The sequence below is a fragment of the Paraburkholderia terricola genome, from assembly GCF_003330825.1.
Taxonomy (GTDB): Bacteria; Pseudomonadota; Gammaproteobacteria; order Burkholderiales; family Burkholderiaceae; genus Paraburkholderia; species Paraburkholderia terricola.
Map to the genome: position 1 here is coordinate 2,838,657 of NZ_CP024942.1, position 20,505 is coordinate 2,859,161.

The 20,505-nt window shown below is 60.4% G+C and carries 21 protein-coding genes and 3 pseudogenes; 4 read left to right on the top strand and 20 right to left on the bottom strand.

The genetic code is table 11. The annotated features are described in order from the left end of the window. Window positions 1–58 precede the first annotated feature (58 nt). Window positions 59–637 (bottom strand): annotated as a pseudogene (locus CUJ90_RS31285) (IS6 family transposase). A gap of 757 nt (window positions 638–1,394) precedes the next feature. On the opposite strand from CUJ90_RS31285, the gene CUJ90_RS32970 reads away from it, so the two are divergent. The 3 genes and pseudogenes from CUJ90_RS32970 (at window position 1,395) to CUJ90_RS31295 (ending at window position 2,367) form a co-directional block, all read left to right on the top strand. After that, window positions 1,395–1,547, top strand: a complete 153-nt coding sequence (locus tag CUJ90_RS32970; protein ID WP_167363291.1) for a hypothetical protein — start codon at window positions 1,395–1,397, stop codon at window positions 1,545–1,547. 130 nt (window positions 1,548–1,677) lie between these two features. Next, window positions 1,678–1,987: pseudogene (locus CUJ90_RS31290) on the top strand (transposase); the annotation flags it as partial. Further along, window positions 1,987–2,367: a hypothetical protein gene (locus CUJ90_RS31295; protein ID WP_073430294.1), complete on the top strand. Its 381-nt coding sequence runs from the start codon at window positions 1,987–1,989 to the stop codon at window positions 2,365–2,367. The pseudogene CUJ90_RS31290 and the gene CUJ90_RS31295, both read left to right, overlap by 1 nt. A gap of 241 nt (window positions 2,368–2,608) precedes the next feature. Here CUJ90_RS31295 and CUJ90_RS31300 read toward each other — a convergent pair whose 3' ends face one another. The 5 genes and pseudogenes from CUJ90_RS31300 to CUJ90_RS31315 form a co-directional block, all read right to left on the bottom strand. Continuing rightward, window positions 2,609–3,604 (bottom strand): tyrosine-type recombinase/integrase, encoded by a 996-nt coding sequence (locus tag CUJ90_RS31300; RefSeq protein WP_114163793.1) that lies wholly within the window; start codon window positions 3,602–3,604, stop codon window positions 2,609–2,611. Further along, window positions 3,597–4,538, bottom strand: a complete 942-nt coding sequence (locus CUJ90_RS31305; protein WP_114163794.1) for a tyrosine-type recombinase/integrase — start codon at window positions 4,536–4,538, stop codon at window positions 3,597–3,599. The genes CUJ90_RS31300 and CUJ90_RS31305 overlap by 8 nt, the downstream gene beginning before the upstream one ends. Then, entirely contained in the window at window positions 4,535–5,128 is a 594-nt protein-coding gene (locus tag CUJ90_RS31310; RefSeq protein WP_422879730.1) for a tyrosine-type recombinase/integrase, read from the bottom strand. Before CUJ90_RS31310 ends, CUJ90_RS31305 begins: the two co-directional genes overlap by 4 nt. 54 nt (window positions 5,129–5,182) lie before the next feature. After that, a pseudogene (locus CUJ90_RS33800) lies at window positions 5,183–5,401 on the bottom strand (site-specific integrase); the annotation flags it as partial. Window positions 5,402–5,905: 504 nt separating this feature from the next. Beyond that, window positions 5,906–7,744: a hypothetical protein gene (locus tag CUJ90_RS31315; RefSeq protein WP_114164570.1), complete on the bottom strand. Its 1,839-nt coding sequence runs from the start codon at window positions 7,742–7,744 to the stop codon at window positions 5,906–5,908. Window positions 7,745–7,853: 109 nt separating this feature from the next. Between CUJ90_RS31315 and CUJ90_RS31320 the strand changes: the two genes are divergently transcribed. After that, the gene (locus tag CUJ90_RS31320; protein WP_152035396.1) at window positions 7,854–8,156 is read left to right on the top strand and encodes a hypothetical protein; all 303 of its coding nucleotides are present in this window, start codon (window positions 7,854–7,856) and stop codon (window positions 8,154–8,156) included. Window positions 8,157–8,199: 43 nt separating this feature from the next. Here CUJ90_RS31320 and CUJ90_RS31325 read toward each other — a convergent pair whose 3' ends face one another. The 14 genes from CUJ90_RS31325 to CUJ90_RS31390 form a co-directional block, all read right to left on the bottom strand. Continuing rightward, on the bottom strand, window positions 8,200–8,541 hold the full coding sequence (locus CUJ90_RS31325) for a hypothetical protein (RefSeq protein ID WP_090518799.1): 342 nt from the start codon (window positions 8,539–8,541) through the stop codon (window positions 8,200–8,202). Between the two features lie 310 nt (window positions 8,542–8,851). Then, on the bottom strand, window positions 8,852–9,607 hold the full coding sequence (locus CUJ90_RS31330) for a glucose 1-dehydrogenase (protein WP_073430310.1): 756 nt from the start codon (window positions 9,605–9,607) through the stop codon (window positions 8,852–8,854). Between the two features lie 366 nt (window positions 9,608–9,973). After that, a complete protein-coding gene (locus CUJ90_RS31335) occupies window positions 9,974–10,822 on the bottom strand; it encodes a transporter substrate-binding domain-containing protein (protein WP_073430290.1) in 849 nt (282 codons plus the stop codon). A gap of 109 nt (window positions 10,823–10,931) precedes the next feature. Beyond that, window positions 10,932–11,660 (bottom strand): amino acid ABC transporter ATP-binding protein, encoded by a 729-nt coding sequence (locus CUJ90_RS31340; protein ID WP_073430289.1) that lies wholly within the window; start codon window positions 11,658–11,660, stop codon window positions 10,932–10,934. A gap of 27 nt (window positions 11,661–11,687) precedes the next feature. Then, complete coding sequence (locus CUJ90_RS31345; protein ID WP_073430288.1) at window positions 11,688–12,437, bottom strand: amino acid ABC transporter permease; 750 nt, start codon at window positions 12,435–12,437, stop codon at window positions 11,688–11,690. A gap of 1 nt (window position 12,438) precedes the next feature. Continuing rightward, the gene (locus tag CUJ90_RS31350; protein WP_073430287.1) at window positions 12,439–13,140 is read right to left on the bottom strand and encodes an amino acid ABC transporter permease; all 702 of its coding nucleotides are present in this window, start codon (window positions 13,138–13,140) and stop codon (window positions 12,439–12,441) included. 351 nt (window positions 13,141–13,491) lie between these two features. Continuing rightward, entirely contained in the window at window positions 13,492–14,502 is a 1,011-nt protein-coding gene (locus tag CUJ90_RS31355; RefSeq protein WP_073430286.1) for a 2-hydroxyacid dehydrogenase, read from the bottom strand. A gap of 32 nt (window positions 14,503–14,534) precedes the next feature. Next, window positions 14,535–15,293, bottom strand: a complete 759-nt coding sequence (locus tag CUJ90_RS31360) for an SDR family oxidoreductase (RefSeq protein ID WP_073430285.1) — start codon at window positions 15,291–15,293, stop codon at window positions 14,535–14,537. 173 nt (window positions 15,294–15,466) lie between these two features. Further along, entirely contained in the window at window positions 15,467–16,234 is a 768-nt protein-coding gene (locus CUJ90_RS31365; RefSeq protein ID WP_073430284.1) for a LamB/YcsF family protein, read from the bottom strand. A gap of 85 nt (window positions 16,235–16,319) precedes the next feature. Next, the gene (locus CUJ90_RS31370; protein ID WP_083085669.1) at window positions 16,320–16,784 is read right to left on the bottom strand and encodes an acetyl-CoA carboxylase biotin carboxyl carrier protein; all 465 of its coding nucleotides are present in this window, start codon (window positions 16,782–16,784) and stop codon (window positions 16,320–16,322) included. A 3-nt stretch (window positions 16,785–16,787) separates the two neighbouring features. Continuing rightward, a complete protein-coding gene (locus CUJ90_RS31375; protein WP_114164572.1) occupies window positions 16,788–17,795 on the bottom strand; it encodes a 5-oxoprolinase subunit C family protein in 1,008 nt (335 codons plus the stop codon). Further along, window positions 17,792–18,463, bottom strand: coding sequence for a 5-oxoprolinase subunit PxpB (gene pxpB / locus CUJ90_RS31380; RefSeq protein WP_073430282.1), 672 nt, complete (start codon window positions 18,461–18,463; stop codon window positions 17,792–17,794). The genes CUJ90_RS31375 and pxpB overlap by 4 nt, the downstream gene beginning before the upstream one ends. Window positions 18,464–18,546: 83 nt before the next feature. Beyond that, window positions 18,547–19,899, bottom strand: a complete 1,353-nt coding sequence (gene accC, locus CUJ90_RS31385; protein ID WP_073430281.1) for an acetyl-CoA carboxylase biotin carboxylase subunit — start codon at window positions 19,897–19,899, stop codon at window positions 18,547–18,549. A gap of 6 nt (window positions 19,900–19,905) precedes the next feature. Beyond that, window positions 19,906–20,403, bottom strand: coding sequence for an acetyl-CoA carboxylase biotin carboxyl carrier protein (locus CUJ90_RS31390; protein ID WP_073430280.1), 498 nt, complete (start codon window positions 20,401–20,403; stop codon window positions 19,906–19,908). Window positions 20,404–20,505: the final 102 nt, after the last annotated feature.

Genomic DNA, 20,505 nt, shown 5'->3' on the forward strand with positions numbered 1-20,505 from the left:
CGGTTCTGTCGCGATAAGGCCATACTGACAATCATGAACTAGATTAGAAGGACCCTGCTTACATCATCAAGGAGTAAAACTGCTCGGCGGTAGATTGATGAGTTCCATGCTCCTTTTCAACTGTCCTTTCCGGATCATATGCATCGTTTCGATGCCCAGACAGGATGAGGCGGGCACAACGAAAATCCTTGAAGCCCTTCATCGGTTTGACCGTCTCCGGCGCGCCATTCTGGTCAATGGCTTTCTCGAAGTAGCGACGCGCCGCAGCCTTGTCTCGATGCGCTCGCAACAGAAAATCAACCGTCCGGCCGGCCTTGTCCACTGCACGATAGAGGTATTTCCAGTCGCCACTGATCTTCATATACGTCTCGGCCATCCGCCAGCGCTTACCGACCGGACGCTTGTGCTTGCGGAATGCTTTTTCGAACAGCGGCACAAGCTTGATCACCCAGCGATGCACGGTTGAATGATCAACCTCGAAGCCGCGCTTAGCCATCATCTCTTCGAGATTGCGCAGGCTCAGCGAGTACGCCACATACCAGCGCACGCACAATAGAATCACCTCCGGCGGATAGTGCAGTCGTATCAGAACCTTCATCAATTCCGCCGGCATGGACTTTCGCAGCATCTTCTTCATCCCAGGCTTCAGAAATTTTGTCCATCGAACTTTATCGCAACGCCTTAGCGCGACAGAACCGTTCTGTATCACGACCAGAAAAGGTTCGTTTATGTCCAAAGCAATTCGCGTACTGACCGATTCCGTGCCGGCTCTCAGATAGAGTTGCGTACAGCAACAATTTTATTGGCACTGGGCCTGTTGATCAGCGATGGAGCGACTAAATATTCAGTTGGCAACGAGCGGAGCACGCTGTCCGTCCGATCTGCAACTGATCGAGTCGATGCTGACGGCTCATCACGAAGGGAGAGGAGACGACGTCGAACGAGCGAACAAGCGACGGCGGCAAAAAACTCGCCGACCTGCTCGGCAACACTACCTCCGAGTGAGGATGACCAAAACGTACGAAGCGTGACCAACAAACTGAGCGACGTGCCTGCCGATGTGCCGCAAGCCGTGGCGCAGCCTCCCCAGTCCGGGCGGCATTCGCGAACTGGCGGACGCACTTGATACGGCGGCCAACGCCGCGGCGTCGCGCTCGACCGTTACCGGCAGCACTGAAGCTCCGGGCCGGCGTGGAGGGACTTCGCGCCGTGGCGCAATTACGCGGCACCTTGATGTAGCAGTGCGCATGTAGCGCGGCGCGCCCTTTTACGAGTGGTGCGCTGCACGCGAGCAGTCGTGTTCAACCCGACGGGCACGCACTTTTTCCCCGACGTTCCGCATGGGGCGGAACGTTTAAATGTTGTACCAATTGTCTTTTTCAAGGATATTAACCATGAGTGCACCTGTTTCCAGCGCAGCAGCCACTAACAGTTCAACCGCCGAAATCTACCAGGCGATGGCTGAAGAGAACGAAATCAATAAGGCCAACACGCTCGCGAAGATTGCGACGATGGGCCTGAAGGCCGCGAAGGACATCGTCGGCTAAGTGCATCGGCGCGCCATCCGGCCGCGCATGGTGCGCCGGTCGGGAATCGTCCGCGATTCCTGACCGAATCCTTAACATGGCTTGATCTCGGACACCTCTCGATCCGGCTCATCGTTGCGAGAAGTTCGCGTTGAAAAAGGACCGGGAGAGCCTGCTGGCCTTCTACGACTTCCGGCCGAGCACTGGCAGCATTTGCGGACGACGAATGCGATTGAGTCGACGTTCGCGACCGTGCGCCACCGCACTACGCGCACGCACAACTGCGTGTCGCGACCAACCTTCCTGGGTCTGGCATTCAAACTGATCGAGGAAACCGAGAAAACCTGGGCCTGCATCAACGGCCCCCGAACAGATCAAGGTGTTACTGGAGGGCATTGCCTTCAGGGGACGGCGAACCGCTGCAAGGCGATCAACCGGTTCAGCAGAAACTCGCCGCCTGATGTCACCGGCCATCAACCGCCCTACACCGGCCTTGACGTTATCTCTCGTCGGACGCGGCCACGCCGGCAACGTGATAACCGGTGAGCGCCGCTATATGGGCGACAACGCGGGCACTCGGCTCGACTTCCTCTGCACGTTGCGCGGCCACCATGAGACGCAGCCCGCGTCGCCGGCACGCACGGCCGAGTTGGCAAAGATCGACGCCGAGATCACCCAGACGTTCGGCGACGACAGCATTTGGCGGCGATCGACGCTGTATGTACTGGAGGCGCTCGCCGCCCAGCGCACGGCCGCCCTGTCGTTCATGCTCAACGCACAGAATACGCAGTCGGTGTCGGGAGTGCGAGAGCTGTCAGTACTAGTTCCGACGTCATCCTGATCGTCGCGATCAGTGCGGCGATATCCACGGGTGCCGGTGCGTGATACGAGCGCGGTGCCCCGGCACTCAGCCGCTCGCGTGCTGGCCCTTCAACGAGGCGACGATTCAACGCTGCCATACTCACGATTATGGCCTCGAGGCCATAATCACGAGTATGGCGCGGTAAAAAATATGTGCTGCTCGATAACGAACTAGGCCAAGGCAGTACCTTTGTGGAAAGCGAACAGCACATATTATTCGGTTACAAGGTGCGGAGGAAGGTCATCAGGTCGGGCTGATCCCGCCATTGCTTTTGTCCTTCGGCACCGCCTTCCACTTCGCATGTCGCCAGCGCCCGCGCCTTTGTTTCCAGATTGATCTCGGCGTAGATATTGGTCGTCTCCAACGAAACGTGCCCAAGCCAGCCGCGTATCGTATTGATGTCGACACCGGCCTGGAGCAGTAGCGAGGCGGTCGTATGCCGAATCACATGTGGGTGCACATTCTTGCCGGCAAGCGACGGCGCGTTGGCTGCAGCACGGATAGCGCAGCGCTTGACCAATGCATGAATGCCGGAGCGCGTCATCGTCTGGTGGAATCGATTGAGGAACACCGGCGCGTCTGCGGCCCTCCCCTCGGACTGTGAGCGCAACGCATCGAGCGTGGATTTCCAGAGCGGGCAGCGGCGATGTCTGTTCCCCTTGCCGACGATGCTGACCGAGCGCGTGTGCCAGTCAACGTCGCCAATCTTGAGCTGCGCAGCTTCGCTTGCACGCGCTCCTGAGTTAAACATGAAGAGCAGTAACGCATGTTCGCGCTGCCCCTGCGCTGTATTGACGTCAGAGGCAGCGAGCAGGGCGTCCATTTCCTGCCTGCTAAGGTAGCTGATCTCCGGCCGACTGGCTCTCTTAACAGGAATCAGATGAATCTGTGCCCACCAGTCGACGTATTCAGGCGCATGTTCGCCGATGAAACGAGCCAGCGCATGGATGCCGCCAAGCCGCTGATTTCGTGTGCTGACCGTACAGTGGCGTTGTTCTTCCATGTGCGTCAGGAACAGACGGACCATTTGCGCGGAGAGATCATCAACGGTCAGGCGATCGATCCGCTTGTCGACCTTGGCGGCCAAATACGGAAGCAACAGCATGAGCATGTCGCGGTAACTTCTTTGCGTATTGACGGCAAGGTTACGTTCGCCCACCAGATACTCAATCAGGAAACGTCGGATCCACGGACCCAGCAGGGATGAGTTATTCATGTTGCACCTCAAGGACGTACGTTTCAAAGCGCGTGCTCGCTGCATTCAGCAACTCGGGCGTCAAGGTAAGGTAGCGTTGGGTGCCCGCGAGATCGATGTGGCCGAGATAGGTCGCGAGCTGCGGCAACAACAGTTGCAAATCCGCGCCGCAGCGATACCAGGCGATTAGCCGGTGCACTGCGCCTGAGTGTCGCAAATCATGCAGCCTCGGCTGGCAGGACGCACCGCCTTCGCGTTGGATATTTGCCAGAGTACGCTGTCGCTGAAAGGCCTTGCGCACAGCTTTCTGGCTCAGGGGGCGACCATCGCGTAAGCAGAAGAACGGCGCATCCGGTGCCTGCCCAAATCTCTGGTTGCGTAGCCGGGCATAAGTTTGCATCGCTCTATTCAGATCTGCGCCTAGCGGAACCAGCCTCGATCTATAGAATTTGCTCTCGCTCACGTGCAGGACGGCTTCGTCGAGATCGACGTCCTGCATGGTTAGCCGCAAGGCTTCGCCATGGCGGAGGCAACCGCCGTACAGAATCAGAATGAGTGCACGCAAAACATATGCATCCAGCAGACCGCGTGGACTGCATGCCGCCGACGCCACGTCGAGCAGGCGCTTTAATTCCTGCTGCGAATAAATATAGGGTGTCAGCGGTGGCGGCAATCTCGGACTGTAGCGAGGAAGCGGCGAGGCCTTGACATATCCACGCGAGAGGGCAAAACGAAACAGGCAGTCAAGTACAGACCTTCTCTTCCGGCAATGGTTAGTCAGCGGCCTGTTGCCAGTCAGAAAGTCCTGTACCTGCTCGACCGTGACCGATTCCACATCAATGTTGCCATCAACCCGGTGGCAGAATGAGGCAAGCGTGGCCGCCTCGGAATTGAAGCGCATGCCCAACGCCCGTTTGTGGCTCACGTATTGGGCGACGAGTTCGGAGAGCTTCATAGCAGACTCCCCAGATCGATTTCGGCCACACACCGCAGTCCGGTCAGGTCGACCTTTGCATAGATTCTCGTCGACGACGCGCTGCGATGGCCGAGGTGATCACCGATCTCCTTCAGCGCAAAACCAGCGTCGAGTAAATGCCGGGCGTTGGCGTGCCTCAGGCAATGTGCGCCACGCCGCGGAATGTCGATGCCAAGCGTCGCGAGACGCGAGCGGACAATGCCGCTTACGCGTCCGGGTGACAGCGGTCGGATCGGCGCCTCGACCGACAGGAAGAGCTCTCGATGGGCGCTTCGTGGACGCGCTTCCTTCAGGTAGCGCAGAATGGCGTTTCCAACGGTTGCCACCAGCGGGTATTGCTGTGTGCAGCGTTGCTTCGGACGATTGACATGAAGGATCTCGCCGCACCAGTCGATGTCCTCCAGACGGAGCCGTACCACCTCGCCGCGCCTCAGTCCGTAAACAACCAGCAGCATGATCATCGCACGGTTGCGTAGATCGATCGTGCTCTCGCCGACAAAGCTGGCGACAAACCTTTGCACGTCATCCCAGTTCAGCCCGAGCGGCAACCCCTCCTCTCTATACACCACAGGTGCTTCAATGCCCGACGCAACGTTGGTAGCCCACCCTTGTCCTTCTGCGTACCGGAAGAAATTGCGCAGCGTGCTCGCAAGCGCGTGCAATGAGAGTCTGCTCCAGCCGCGGTTGCCTTGATAGGCGAGGTAGGTGTCGACATCGTGGATAGTGAGAGCATCGAGTGCCTTGTCAGGGCGACAGACCATTGCCAGAAAATGGCCGATCTCATCACGACAGGTTGAAATAGTGGCAGAGGAAAGTCCTCGCTGGTCGCGCATGAAATCGACGTAGTGCTCGACATAGCGAACAAATGGTTTCTATAGGATGCCGTTCCTCCAGACGCCCCAGGAAGCGCAGCCAGGCCGTGGCGGTATGGATGAACAGAAGCCGCGAGCTGCGGGACTCGTTCGTGCGCTCACTTCGGAGAAGTCGAATCCGATGGTCAACCGCAAACGCGATTTCCTCGTGCGTTATTAACCGCGGGCGGGACAGATCAATGCTCTGTGAAAAAACCAGCAGGATCCACGCGATCTTCCGAATCGACCTGAGCGGATAACCCTGTTCCTGACAATGTACGAGGAAGCGCTTCCTGGATTCCACGCAGGGCGCGAGATTGTGGGCAGCAAGAACATGCGGACGCGTAAAGAGAGTCTCGAACATGATATTCCCCCATCATTGATCAGTGGAATATCAGTATCAGCCTGAAAATTATGTCGTCGTGGAAACGTCAACGCGATAGACGATGCGGGGTTGTTGAGAACCACTGTGACATATTTTTTACCGCGCCATACTCACGACCCCGACCCCGGTCGTTGCAGGTGCCTTCCGGCCATGCTCTTCAATCGGGCCCACAACGACTCGTTAAGCTTTCCACGATGGACACTGGCGTCCAGATTGCCGAGTTTCCGCTGAATTTCCTCCCAGCGCGGGCCCATCGTCCTTTGCCGGTCGGTCTTCACGTGGATCGCGCCATATGCTTCAAAGGGCAGCGACAGGCTCGCTCTCTCGCTCACGGGCTGCCTGGTATGAACATGGACAAACAAGGGTTCGGCCATGCTACCGTCCGAGAGCGGTCGCGGCTCGACACGCAACTCGAACAGCCTGCCCTGCGTGCCGTCATCGCCTTCGGACGGCAGCATGACCGGCGCCCTCACGGCAGCGATCTCGTGCATGTCGATCAGACGATCGATGTGCTTCGCTTTCGGATAGGCGTTGCGCTTGAGCGAATCCGATTCGTCCGCGTTCATGCGGGCCTCTATCGGTTGGAGCACGACTATCCGTTCGTTCAGGCGAGCGAGGCGCTCGCCCGTTTCTCCATCCTGCGGCAAGGATTCGATTTTGCGGCACATATTATGCAATGCATCGACGCTGCCGAACCACGACTGCGCCGAATTGCGAATGATGTGCGCGATGCTTCTCGGATCCTCACCGTTCCCGGTCATCGCATCAATGACGCTCGTGTCTTTTCCAAATTTGCGCGCGAGCGCGAGCGGGTCGGCATGCACCTCGTCCACCGCATCCAGAGTCAACCGTTTTTCCTTGTTGAATTGCGCATCCGCGAGCTTGAGCACCTCGGCCCGCACCGCAGCCTCGAAAGAGGTGGTGACGTCAGGCGTCGCTGAGAGGCCTTTCGCGCGCGCACGGCGCTGCGATCGCTTCGAGCTTTTTTCCATGCCTGACGATGCCGCTTTGGCGCGCGTCGGCTCAGACTTGTCCGGAACCGCGGGCTCGGCGGAGGACGACGATGCCACCGTGCCAGCCTCGTCGCGTATCGCCGCAAGGAACGGCGACGCGAAAGCGGCGAGCGCGTCCATGTAGTTGAGTGCGCCCTGCCATCGCTGTGGCCCTTCGCCGTCCGGCGACCAATGCTCGGCGGCCTGCTGCGCGAATTGATCCGCGGCGCGCTCGAGTCTGCCGAGCCCAAACCGCATATCCTGTAACAGCTTCGTTCTGGCCTCGGCTGTGCTGGGATCCTTGCTCATGCTCGTTACCGCAGCCGACAGCAAATGGATGTTGCTGAAGATCGGATCCATTGCATCAAGCGATTGCACGACTTCATCCGGCCACTCGTAGGTTCGCAGCCGCGCGCCGTGGGCCGCGGCGGCAAACGCGGCAAAGGCGCCGCGCATGTACCGCAAGGCGATCTCGATGCGCCCACAATTGTCTCGCGTCACCTCGTCGTGTTCCGGGTTGTGGGCGAGCCCGCAGTCAAGGTCATGCAGCGTGGCTTTGGCAAACTGCTCGTGATCGGCGAACTCCGCGATCGAGTCGGCATACTGCTTGAGTTGCAAGTCCATGCGATGCCGAAGGGCTAGCCGTGCCGCCTGGTCGCCGGCGGTGCCGCCGGTTCGGGGCAAGATCGGTCCCCCTTCGAACGATGTCCCCTGCATAAGCCTGGCCACCACCGCGTGAAGCCCTGAAGCGGCGCGTACGCCGATTCCTTCCAGCGTCGTTCTTTGGCTGCCCAGCATGGGGTCGGTGCAAAGCGCCTGCGCTTTTTTGGCATCGTTGAATGCGACCCTGTAGAGGCGGCATTTCTGTTCATCGTCCACGCTTGCTTCGGCGAGATCAAAGGAAATTGCGAGCCGCTTCGATAGTGCCTGCAGTTGCTCGAGCTGTTGCCGGGTCATGGAGGGTGAAGCCGTGGCACCGATTTGCGATGCGCGGGACAGCACGCCTGCGCGGGGCTGCGGACGGGCGGCGGCACTCGCCGCGGTCCGACTGACTGCGCGCTGCGGCATGCCGGAAATTCCCGGCGATCTGCGTGTGCCGCTACGTGCGGCGCCGGCGGACGGCTCCCGCGAGTCGCTCGATGAGGGGGTTGCGGGTGTGGGCGGAACATTTCCGCCGGACGAGATTCTTCCGACTCCCTTGTTCGACATCTACTTTCTCCAAAACGCCGGACGGTGGATTTCCGGCGAGTATTGCGTTGCCGATCAGCTTAGGGACCAACGCACCGGCCGCGCTGCGCAGGAAAGCGAATCGACGGCGATTGCGACGAAACTTCGACGGGCAGGCGAGGACGGCGATGCCACACGTTAAAAATCTCCAGCACTGTCGCGAGCTTCCGCGACAAAAAACCTGGTCAATGCAGCGTCCTGATCCGGATTTCTTCCAACGTTTCATCTAGAAGCTGTCGTGCCTCCTCGGCTGACTCTATGCCAAGCATCACGGCTCCAAACGTGCCGTCGTTGTGCATCATCAGCACGTGCGCCTTGGCGGTCTCGCCCTCCTTGAATCGGTGCACCAGTTTCCGATAACCTTTCAATGCCGCACTGGAGGAAAACAGCGCTTCGTCCGGCTTCCAGTTGTCGACATGCCCGCCCCACCAGCGGGTATCTGCCCGGTCGATTAGCGCGACCAGTGCGCGCCGATTCAGTTTTGTTTGTTGTGCACTGGAAAGTGCGTCTTCAAAGGAAAATGTCATGGGCGTTTCTTTGGTCTTTGATCGGACGATGTCGATGGACTCGGGCACGTTAGCATGCCAATGACAGACGGTTCGGGGCCGGAAACGAATTTTCGTATCGCAAACGCGAACGATTGCGTGGGTCGCAGCGTAAGATCGCGTACTCGATGTATACGGCGCGCCGCTTGTACAGTATGTCGGTGAACTGCGCACCCAGCCAAGGCGAGCGAATGCGAATGTGGTGCGCCTCGACTCAGGCGGTTTCCTGTCGAATGCAACGCTGCAGCAGCGGCTCGCTGCCGTGGATTCCAATGGAGGCGCGATCAAGGGGTTACAACGTGGCAGTTACTCCGCCATCTACGTAAAGAATGTGGCCGTTCACAAAGTTCGAAGCGTCGCTCGCCAGAAACACAGCAGCGCCGACGAGATCTTCCACATCGCCCCAGCGTCGCGATGGCGTGCGTCCAATCAGCCAGTTGCTGAACGTTTCATCCTTGACGAGCGCTTCCGTTAGCTCCGTCTTGAAGTAGCCTGGCCCAAGGCCATTGACCTGGATGCCATGTTGCCCCCAGTCGATGGCCATGCCTTTCGTCAGCATCTTCACCGCGCCTTTACTCGCGGTGTAGGCCGCGATGTTGGGACGGCCCAGTTCGCTTTGTACCGAACAGATGTTGACGATCTTCCCGCGCTTGCGAGCAATCATGTGCCGCGCGACCGCCTGGCCAACCAGGAACACGCTGTCGACATTGGTCTTCATCAGCTCTTCCCATTGGGCATGGGAAAACTGTTCGAGCGGCGCACGGCGTTGCATGCCGGCGTTGTTGAAGAGAATGTCGATCGCACCGATTTCGCGCTCGATATCGGCGATCGCCGCGTCGACGTCAGTGGCCGACGTCACATCGAAACTCGCGGCGTGAACGGTCGCCCCCTCATCGCGCAACCGGCTGACAGCCTCAGCCAGCCTGGCCGCATTGCGACCATTCAGAATCACTTCGGCGCCGGCACCTGCCAATCCTTTGGCCAGCGCATAACCGATACCCGTACTCGACCCGGTAACCAGAGCACGACGCCCCGACAGATCGAACATCTTCAGATTGTTGTTCAACTCGACTCCTCTTCGACTCTATGATTCGTCCGACTTCCATCCAGTACCGTTTGGCGCGTCCAGCCATTGCATGACCTCTGCCCGACCGCGCGCGCTGTGCAGCGAAGCGGAAAGGTGGAGCACACCATCTTCACCAACCGGTGACTCCAGCGTTGCGAATTGATCCGCCGCATGCGCTCCCGATAGCAACGTCTCAACGCGGAACAGGACAGCGCGGCCGTCCCATGCATATCATCCACCCGATCGGCGAGGCGGTTCAGCCACGGCTCGCGGTCACTATCGCACAACGCGACCCCGCGACACATCTTGTCGCGGCTTTGCGCACCGCTGCATCACACACTTTCTGCCTCAGGATACCGGCGTGAACTTGAGCTGATCGATCGGCGTGACCTTGTCGGTCCGGGTCAGGCCATAAGGCGTCTTCGGTCCTAGCCACTTGTCGAAAATACCGCTCATCTCGCCGCTCTGCTCCATCAAAGCCAGGGCCTTGTTGACCGCGCTCAGCATGGCCGGCTCGTTCTGGCGCAAGCCCACCGCGATCGGCTCGATCAGCATCGGCTCCGACGCAATCGCCACCGCGCCGTCCGTGCCGTCCACCTGCTTCGCGATCTTCGTGGCCGTCATCTGATTGGTCACGAAGCCTTTGACCTTGTTCTGCTCGAGTGCGAGAAACGCCGAGCTAGTATCGTGAAACGTCACCGCCTGGCCATCCTTGATCGAAATTGGAATCGACTGAGCGGATGTCGAGCCGTCGGCAGCGCTGATTTTCTGGCCCGCGAAATCGATCAGTTTCTTGGCGGCATCGGCCTTCTTCACAACAAGGACTTCCTTGGTGGAGTAGTACGAGTCGCTAAAGGCGATCTGCGTAGCGCGGGTTTTGGTGTAGGCCAGGTTGGCGACTACAATGTCGACACGCCCCAGCTTCAGTTGCGGAATCCGCGCCTCGACAGCCAACGGTTCGAGCTTCGCCTTCACGCCCAACTGTTTCGCCACCGCGTTGCACAGGTCCACGTCCATGCCTTCGAGCTGACGCGTCTGCGCGTTCGGATACGAGAACGGCTCAACGTTCGAATACACACCGCAGCGCAACTCGCCGCGGCCCTTGATATCGGCCAATTGATCAGCATGTGCCGGGGCAATCGACGCAACCGCACCGCCAACGACCAGCATCCCCGCGAAAATCTTCTTTACCTGCATCGTGACGCTCCTGAAGTTTATGTGTAAAGCAATCGACTGCTGATCAACGGTGGTCAAACCGAATCTGAATCTGTATCTGCGCCGAGAAAGCCATACCGCCCTGCTTGCCTCAATGTGAGCGAAGATCGGACAGGAATCGCTGTGCCCGCTCGTGTTTCGGGCGCAAGAAGAATTCTGCCGGCTCCGCCGTTTCGAGAATCTTCCCTGCATCCATAAACCAGACGCGATCGGCAACCTCGCGTGCAAACCCCATCTCATGCGTGACGCACATCATCGTCATGCCTTCCTGCGCGAGGCGCTTCATCACGTTCAACACTTCGCCGACCATCTCCGGGTCGAGCGCACTGGTGGGCTCGTCGAACAACATTGCCGGCGGATCCATCGCCAGTGCTCTCGCAATAGCGACGCGCTGCTGCTGACCACCGGACAATTGCGGCGGAAACGCACTGGCCTTGTTCGACAGACCGACGCGCGCGAGTAAATCCGCCGCTTTACGTTCCGCATCCGCGCGCTTGAGGCCGTGCACTCGCATTGGCGAAAGCGTGATGTTGTCCAGCACCGACAAGTGCGGAAACAGGTTGAATTGCTGAAACACGAAGCCGACACGGCTGCGGTAAGCATTCAGACCCAGCTTCTTGTCGTAAATATTTTGACTGTCGAAGAAGATCTGCCCACGGTTGATCTCCTCGAGCCGGTTGACGGTGCGAATCAGTGTCGACTTACCCGATCCGGACGGTCCGCAGACCACCACGACTTCGCCTTTGCGAACTTCGGCGTTCACGTCCACGAGAGCGTGATATTCGCCGTACCATTTGTTGACGCCGGAAAACTTGATCATGCGAAATACCTCGAAGTGATTGAGCGCCTAGTTCTCGGTGGGTAGCGGATCGGTCAGCGCAACGTTGGCCGCCTTCCGGGTCCTCGATGCGACACCGGCCCGCTTGCGCGTTACGCGCCGCTCCAGATACTGCGCAAGCTGTGTGAGCGCATAGCACAGCGCGAAGTAACTCAAGGCGAGAATCAGGTACACGGAAAAGGGCTTCGTCAGCAGCCGGTTGTTGATCTGGTCCGCTGCGAAGGAGATTTCCTGGACGTTGATGATGTAGCCCAGCGAGGTTTCCTTGATCGTCGATACGAACTGCGTGACCATGCTCGGCACGACGTTGTAAAGCGCCTGCGGCAGGATGACTGCGCGCATGGTCTTCATGTAACTCATGCCGAGCGCTCTCGAAGCTTCCGTCTGTCCTTTCGGCAGCCCCTCGATGCCCGCACGGATGATTTCCCCGAGATAGGCCGAGTCATAGATGACGAGTGCGCACAGCATCGTGACAAACCCTGTAACCGGATAGCCGGTCAGCACAGGCACGAGAAAGTACACCCAGAAAATCACCATCAGGAGTGGGATGCCCCGCACCATGTAGACGAGACCTGTGGCCGGCGCCCGCAGAACCCGGAAAGGACTGATGCGTGCCAAGGCGACCAGGATACCCAGGGGAAATGCGATGACGAGTGCTGAAAGCGACAGCAGGATCGTCAGTACGATGCCGCCGAGCGGGCCATGCGGATACTGCCCGATGAGCAGCAGTGTCCAGTTGTCGCGCAGGATATCGAGCATGTCACTTCACTCCCGGAATGCGGTAGTGCATCGCGATCCTGGCGCCGCACAGCATGATGACGAGCGAGAGCCCGAGATACACCGCCGTGGCGATGAAATACGACTCGAACGAGAGGAAGGTTTCGTTCTCGATCTGCCGGGTGACATAGGTCAGCTCCGCCGCACCGACCGCCATCGCGAGACTGGTGTTCTTGAACAGCAGGACTGCGTGATTGACCATCGGCGGAATTGCATTGCGCAGCGCTTGCGGAAGCACGACGAAACGCATGCCGTTCAGGAAGTTCAGACCCAGTGCACGCGAGGCTTCGTACTGACCATAAGGAATTGCGCGCAATCCGCTGCGGATATCTTCGGAGAGATAGGCCGCGCTGCACAAGCCAATCGCCACGACCGCAAAAATGAACTGGCCGTTGTAGTGGTTCAGCACAGTCTGCAACGATTCCGGCAGAATGTTCGAAATGCCGAAGTACCAGAACAGGATCTGGACCAGCATCGGCACATTGCGATGGTAGGCCACGAATGACGCGACAAACGCCTTCGCGAGGCGATTGTTGGTCAGGCGGATCAGCGTGAGAAGAATGCCCACCACCAGCGAGAGTAGCCACGCCAGCGCGGCCATCGCGAGGGTGAGCTCGATCCCATGGAGAAACAGCGCCCCATAGTCGCCTCGCAGCACCGTCGCCAGGTCAAAGTGAAGTTTCATGTTGCACACGTCCCATGATTCGGATCGAAGCGACGATGCCGGTCTGACTCGACCCACGGCACCATCGTCATCCCCCCGGAAGCCGTCATTGACTCCCGTGTTGAATTGATACTAGCCCGCGAAAAAAGACCGTTTCAGAGGCCTTTCTTCTGGTGCAATAAGTTTCGGGAATGATGAATCGGAACGGCGTCCGGCAGTGCGACAGGCGTGGTTCTGCATGGTGTTTGTCTCCAGCATGTGGCGCCTCTGCGGGTGCCTCATCGGTCGGCGCGCTCCTTTATCGGAGCGCTCGCGCTTGAGAAACGACGGCGGCGGAATTACGCCGGCGCAGCATGCTGCGCTGGTCATCGTTCAGACTGCGGCTGTCGGGCGTGTCAGTACCTGTGGGTTCACCGGTGTCGGCGGCTTGCCGGCCGCTGCGCCGTGCCCTAGAGCGGCAATCAAATTGTCTGCGCAAAGCGCGGCCATCGCGCGCCGCGTGCTGACAGACGCGCTGCCGATATGCGGGGTGAGCACCACATTCTTTTGCGCAAGAAGCGCCGGGCAGATAACCGGTTCGCCTTCGAACACATCCAGACCGGCCGCCGCGATGCTGCCTTCGTTCAGCGCTACCGCCAAAGCGGTATCGTCCACCACGCCGCCGCGTGCGATGTTGGTCAGCGTGGCCGACGATTTCATCTGCTTGAACTCCGCCGCACCGATCGCGTGGTGCGAGCTAGCCGAGTAAGGCACCACGACGATCAGGTGATCCGACTCGCGCAACAGCGTTTCCTTGTCGACATAGCGCGCCCGGCAGTTCTCCTCGACATCCGGCGCCAGTTGCGAGCGATTGTGATAGATCACGCGCATGCCGAAACCGAATGCACCACGTCGCGCAATGGCCTGCCCGATACGTCCCATACCGAGAATGCCGAGCGTCGCCCCATGCACATCGTTGCCGACGAACATGTCGTAGCGTCCGGTTTTGGTCCATTCGCCGGCGCGCAGGAAGTGTTCCGACTCGGTGATGCGCCGCGCCGTTGCCATCATCAGCGCGAAGCCGAAGTCGGCGGTGGTATCCGTCAGGACGTCCGGCGTATTCGTCACCAGCACGCCACGCGCGGTACAGGCTTCCACGTCGACGTTGTTGTAGCCCACGCCGATGTTGCATATCGCCTTCAACTGCGGGCAAGCGTCGAGCAAGGTTGCGTCGATCCGGTCGCTGCCGGCCGTCATGGCCCCCACCTTGCCCTGCAGCCTGGCAATCAGCTCTGGTTGCGTCCAGATCGTGTCGTCCGGGTTGTCGGTCACGTCGAAGTTCGCGCGCAGGCGGTCGACGATATCCGGAAATGACGCACGGGTAACCAGTACCGATGCACGCATGGAAAACCTCCTTGTTGAACTCTGAATTGCACTTACTCGTTCTGGTCGGCGGAATCGCGTTTGATCGTCGTCAACCCGCCCGGCACCTGCAGCGTAGGCAGAATTTCCATGCTGCTGATGTTGACCGCGAGCGGCGCGGCGATCGCAAAGGCGATGGCGTCGGCAATATCGGACGGCAACGGCAGCTCGAAACCGTCGATGAACTGCTTGCGCGCCGCCTCGATGTCGCCATGCACGTGGCCAAAAATATCGGTGGCGACGCGGCCCGGACAGATCTCCGTCACACGTACGCGCCTGCCGGTCGCATCCACTCGCAACTGACGCGACAACGCATGGATGCCGGCCTTCGTCGCGGAGTATATGGAGTTGCCGTTGAAGTTGTAGATCCCCGCGATCGAGCTGATGTTGACGATGTGACCGCGATCGCGGGCAACCATACCCGGCATGGTGAGCCGCACGATATGCAGAACGGCCTGCAGGTTGACTTCCACCTGAAGGTCGATGTCCGCGGCAGCGGCGTCCAGAATCGAGCCTTTGGTCGATACGCCGGCGTTGTTCACGACGATATCGAACTGCACGTCCTGCGTCAGCTTCGTGACGGCCGGCAAATCGCACACGTCGATCGCGTGCGGGATGCAACCAGTTCGCTCCGCCAGCTCGTTCAGACGTTCCGCGTTGCGAGCTAGCGCATGCACTTCGAGTCCTTCACGGCAGAAGCGCTCGACAATCGCAGCGCCCATTCCGGTCGAAGCGCCCGTCACCAGCGCGATCTTGTAGTCTGAAAACGGCATGAATGACCTCCATTTGTAGTTCTGGACTGTCGCTCTTTGAGGCGTGCGATAAGCCTGTTTAGCAATGTATACGTCGTGAAAACGTGGGGCAAAGACGGATTGGCTTTGTGGCTATAAGGCCGGCTTATGGTTGGCCGATGCAGCTTGGTCGATGCAGGTTGACCGACGCGCGCCTAGCGTACGAGCTTCGACACCGGCACGACGCGCCCGCCCGCGGATTCGATCACGCCGCGCACCGTGCGCGCGAGTTCGACGGCGCCAGGCGTATCGCCGTGCAGCAGAATCGATTGGACCGCGACTTTGAGCTTGTTGCCCGTGATCGTCGTGATCGTGCCGTCTTCGAGCAACTCCTTGACGCGTGCCAGGACGGCCGCGCGATCCTTGATGACCGCATCTTCCAGCTTGCGCGACACGAGCGCGCCCTGATCGTCGTAGGCACGATCGGCGAGAAACGTGTTGGCCGTGCGCATCCCGATGTGATCCGCAGCGCGCTCGATTTCCGTGTTCGTCGAAACGCTGATGATCAGGTCGCGATCGAATTCGGCGAGCGCCCGCACCAGCGGCTCGGCCAGCTCATACGATGCCGCGGCCATGTTGCCCAACGCGCCGTGAAAGCTCATGTGCGTGACGCGATGTCCGGCCCGCTTCGCGATGCCCGCAAGCGCGCCCATCTGATACACCACGTAATTCGCCAGTTCAAGCGGGTCCGCCTGAATCTGCCGCCGGCCGAAGCCCATCAGGTCGGGAAAGCCCACATGCGCGCCAACGTCGATCTGGCGCGCCAGCGCCATCCGCACCGTCTTGTCCATGATGACGGGGTCGCCCGCGTGATAGCCGCATGCGACGTTGGCGGACGAGACAATATCGAGCATCGCTTCGTCTTCGCCCATTTGATAGGGTCCAAAGCCTTCGCCCAGGTCAGCGTTCAGGTCGATTTCCACTCTCCACTCTCCATTCTTTAAGCGGTCTGTGCCGGGCTATCCGCAGCGGACCACACCGGCTCAGTGTCTATCTATCGATATGCGTCTACGCCGACGGCGAGAGTTCGAGCAAGGGCGTTCCGTAACCGACCGTTGTGCCATGCGTGACGCACAACCGCATGACCACGCCATCCGCCGACGCGACCACGGGCACGCACAATTGCGCGATCTGCAGCAAGCCGACGATGTCGCCCGGTTTGACGTGATCGCCCGCGCTGACCAATGGCGTGGAACGCGCCGGATGCGTCGACAGAAAGATGCCGGCCGACTTCGCGGTGATGCTGGCGGCGTGCGTCTGCGTAGTTTCCGCTGCGCGCGCGAGTCCGCCGGGAACCACAGCCGAAACCGCCTGCGCCGGCGCATCCGCACCGGCAGAGCCAGGCGCCTGCTCCATCGTCAACCGAACCGTCGCCCCGGGCTTGCTGATTTCGATGAACTCGATATCGACTTCTGCAAGCCACGACGTGATCTGCCGAAGCTCGCCGATATCCACTTCGATTTTTTGTGTCATGTGTCAGTGTCGGGAAGGGCAAAACAGTGCAACGAGATTGCGCACCCTGACGAGATAACTGTCCAGTTCTTCCAGCGCCGTAACGGCTTCCGCGTACGTCGTCTGAACAAAGCGAATCTTCGTACCAATGCGCGCCTGCGCGAGCCGCCATAAATCGGCTTCGATCACGGTGCCGATCTTCGGATAGCCACCCGACGGCTGCGCATCCCGAAGCTGAATGATCGGCTGTCCGCTATGCGGCACCTGGATCACGCCCGGCACGATGCCATGCGAGCGCTTTTCAATCGAATGCGTCGCGACCAGGATCGGACCGGCGAGACGATATCCGTAGCGATCGCTCTGCGGCGTCACTTTCCACCCGTCGCGCCAGAACGCTTCGAGCGACTCCGGCTTATAGCAATCGTATTCCGCGGCGGGCAGCACGCGCACCACGGTTTCGCCCGCGTCGGCTGCGGGCAGGGATAACGGTGCCGGCAACGAATACTCAGGCGGCACCGTGCCGAAACCCGCGGCGAGCACCGCATCTTGCTGCACGATGCGCCCGGCGAGACCCACTGCCTTTACCACATCCCCCTTCCGCAACTGACGACCGTTGTAGCCGCCGAACTGGCCGCGCAATTGCGTACTGCGCGAACCGAGCACTACCGGTACGTCCACGCCGCCCGCGAGCGACAGGTAGCAGCGCGTGCCGCGGGTCGGCACGCCGATCGTCAGCACGTCGCCCTGTTTCGCCTGCACGGTCCACCACGGCAGCACCGGCCGGTCGCCTAAGCGCGCCGAACAATCGGCACCGGTGATGGCGAACGAAAGATCTTCAAGGAAGCGGATGCGGAACGGAAACATCGGAATTTCGATGCCGGCCGCGTCGTCCGGATTGCCGAGCAACAGATTGCCGACCGCAAGCGCCAAGCGGTCCATCGCGCCGGCCGTTCCGACGCCGTAACGCAGATAGCCTTCACGCCCCTGGTCCTGCACCGTCGCGAGCGCGGACGACGACAAGATCTCGATCATGGAACAATCCTCTCGACCCGAAAACGGATCATGTCGCCAGGTGCGAGCGTGGCCGGGTTATCGCGCGTGGGGTCGAAGAACGACATCGATGTATGACCGATCGTGTTCCAGCCGCTCGGTCCCGTCGATGCCGACACGCCGGTCTGCACCCCGCCGATCGACACCGCGCCGCCAGGCAAGCCCAGAACCGGCACCTTGCGCCGCGGCGTGGCGATACGCGGGTCCATACCGCCCAGATAGCAGTACCCTGGATGGCTGCCGAGCGCATAGACCGTGTAGAGCGGCGCGCAGTGCAATTGAACGACTTCGTCGATGGACAAGCCAGTGTGATTCACCACGTCCTGCAGATGTGGCCCGAACTCGCCGCCATATTCCACCGGCAAGTCCACCACCCTCCCTTCGATCTGCAACTCGCCCGCCGCCGCCCAAGCGTCGCGCAACGCGGCGCCGAGCGAGTCCGGATCCGCGGGCGGCGTAGAAAATGTCACCATCAGATTGGTCACGCCCGGCACCGCCTCACGCACGCCCGGCCATGATTCGACCTCGCGGGCGAGCGTCCAGATGCGGCGCTGGGCATGCAGATCGAGCGCGCCCGGCGCTTCGAACAGCATGGCCGTGGTACCCAGCATGCTGATGCAAAGCGCCTGCTCCGATTCATCCTGTTTCATTGCAAGGACAGTCCTCTGTGAATCCGGACGCAGCCGTTCGACTACATCCCCGTGCGCAATCGACGCATGCTCAACAGTCGGCGTCATGTCTGTTTCCTCTTTGCGAGCCAACGCTCCAGATGATGAATATCGACGCCGCCCTCACCGAACCCTTCGTCCTCGAGCATGGCCTGATGCAATGGCACGTTGGTGCGAATGCCTTCGATGCGCATCTCCGAGAGCGCGATGCGCATACGCACCAGCGCCTCTTGACGGGTTGCACCATGGGTGATCACCTTGGCGATCAGCGAGTCGTAATACGGCGGCACGACCGCACCGCTGCTCATATGCGAGTCCACCCGCACGCCGTTGCCGCCCGGCAGTTCCCAAACGGAAATCTTCCCCGGACACGGAGCGAAGGTGAACGGGTCCTCGGCGTTGATCCGGCATTCCAGCGAATGACCAAGCGTGCAAATGTCCGACTGACGGATCGTCAACGCGTGTCCTTGGGCGATCCGGATCTGTTCCCGCACGATGTCGATGCCCGAGGTCATTTCCGTCACCGGATGCTCGACCTGCAGCCGCGTATTCATTTCGATGAAGTAGAACTGGCCGTTCTCGAACAGAAATTCGAAGGTACCCGCGCCACGGTAATTCGTCTGCCGGCAGGCTTCGGCGCAGCGCTCGCCAACTTGCCGGATCAGTTCCGGGTCGATGCCGGGTGCGGGCGCCTCTTCCAGGACCTTCTGATGACGCCGTTGCAGCGAACAGTCGCGCGAACCGAGCCACACGGCATTGCCGTACGTATCGCACAAGACCTGAATTTCGACGTGACGCGGATGCTCGAGAAACTTCTCGACATAGAGCTCGGGCTTGCCGAAGGCGCGGCGTGCTTCCTCACGCGTCACCGACACGGCTTCGAGCAACTGCTCCGGGCCCGGCGCGACGCGCATGCCTCGTCCGCCACCACCACCCGCCGCCTTGACGATCACCGGATAGCCGATCTCCTGCGCGACTCGCAGAATTTCCGTGGGGTCGTCCGGCAGACCGCCGTCCGGGCCCGGCACGCAGGGCACGCCGGCCGCACGCATGGCCCGTTTGGCAGCGACCTTGTCGCCCATCGTGCGGATGGAGTCGGGCTCGGGGCCGATGAAGGCCATGCCGGCGGCTTCGACCTGCGCCGCAAAATCCGCGTTTTCCGACAGGAAGCCATAACCGGGATGAATCGCCTGCGCGCCGCTCACATGCGCCGCGAACAGGATCGCGGCCCGGTTCAGATAACTCTGCCCCGGCGCGGCAGGACCGATGCACAGCGCCTCGTCGGCGAGCCTCACATACCGTGCATCGGCGTCGGCCTCGGAATGGACGGCGACGGTTTTCAGACCGAGTTCACGGCAGGCGCGCTGGACTCGAAGCGCGATCTCGCCGCGGTTGGCAATCAGTACTTTGTTGAACATGGTCGATCAACCGATTCGGAACAGCGGCTGCCCGGACTCCACTTCGCTGCCGGGAGCCACAAGAATCTCCAGAACGGCGCCGCTGAGTTCGGACTCGATCGCGTTGAACATCTTCATTGCCTCGATCGTGCAGAGCACCTGCCCTTCCTTGATCTTGTCGCCGGGATTCACGAAGGGCGCCTCGCCCGGCGCCGGCGTCAGATGAACGACGCCGAACATGGGCGCACGAACGAGTTGCGCCACACTGGCGGTTGTGGGGGCTGCCTTGGGAGTGTCGATGGATTGCGAAGGCCCGGCGTGCGGTGATTGAGCCCCTTGGCTTCCCTGGGTGCCCGGGGGGGATCTCACGGGTACACGTTCATCGCCCGAAGGCGCGTCAGCCCGCTTGCCGCGCCGTTTCGCCTTCACAAGTTTGACCCGTTCCTCGCCCTCTATGACTTCGAGCTTGGCCAGCGGAGAATCCGCCAACAGGTCGATAAGCGCCTTAATCTTCTGGAGATCCATCTTTGAGTCCGTAGCCGGTTGGACGCGCGCCGGTCGATTGGCGTGCGCGAAGCACCGCTGGGGCTGTACGGCAACCAGATTCAATCTCCCGTTGCCTCGCCC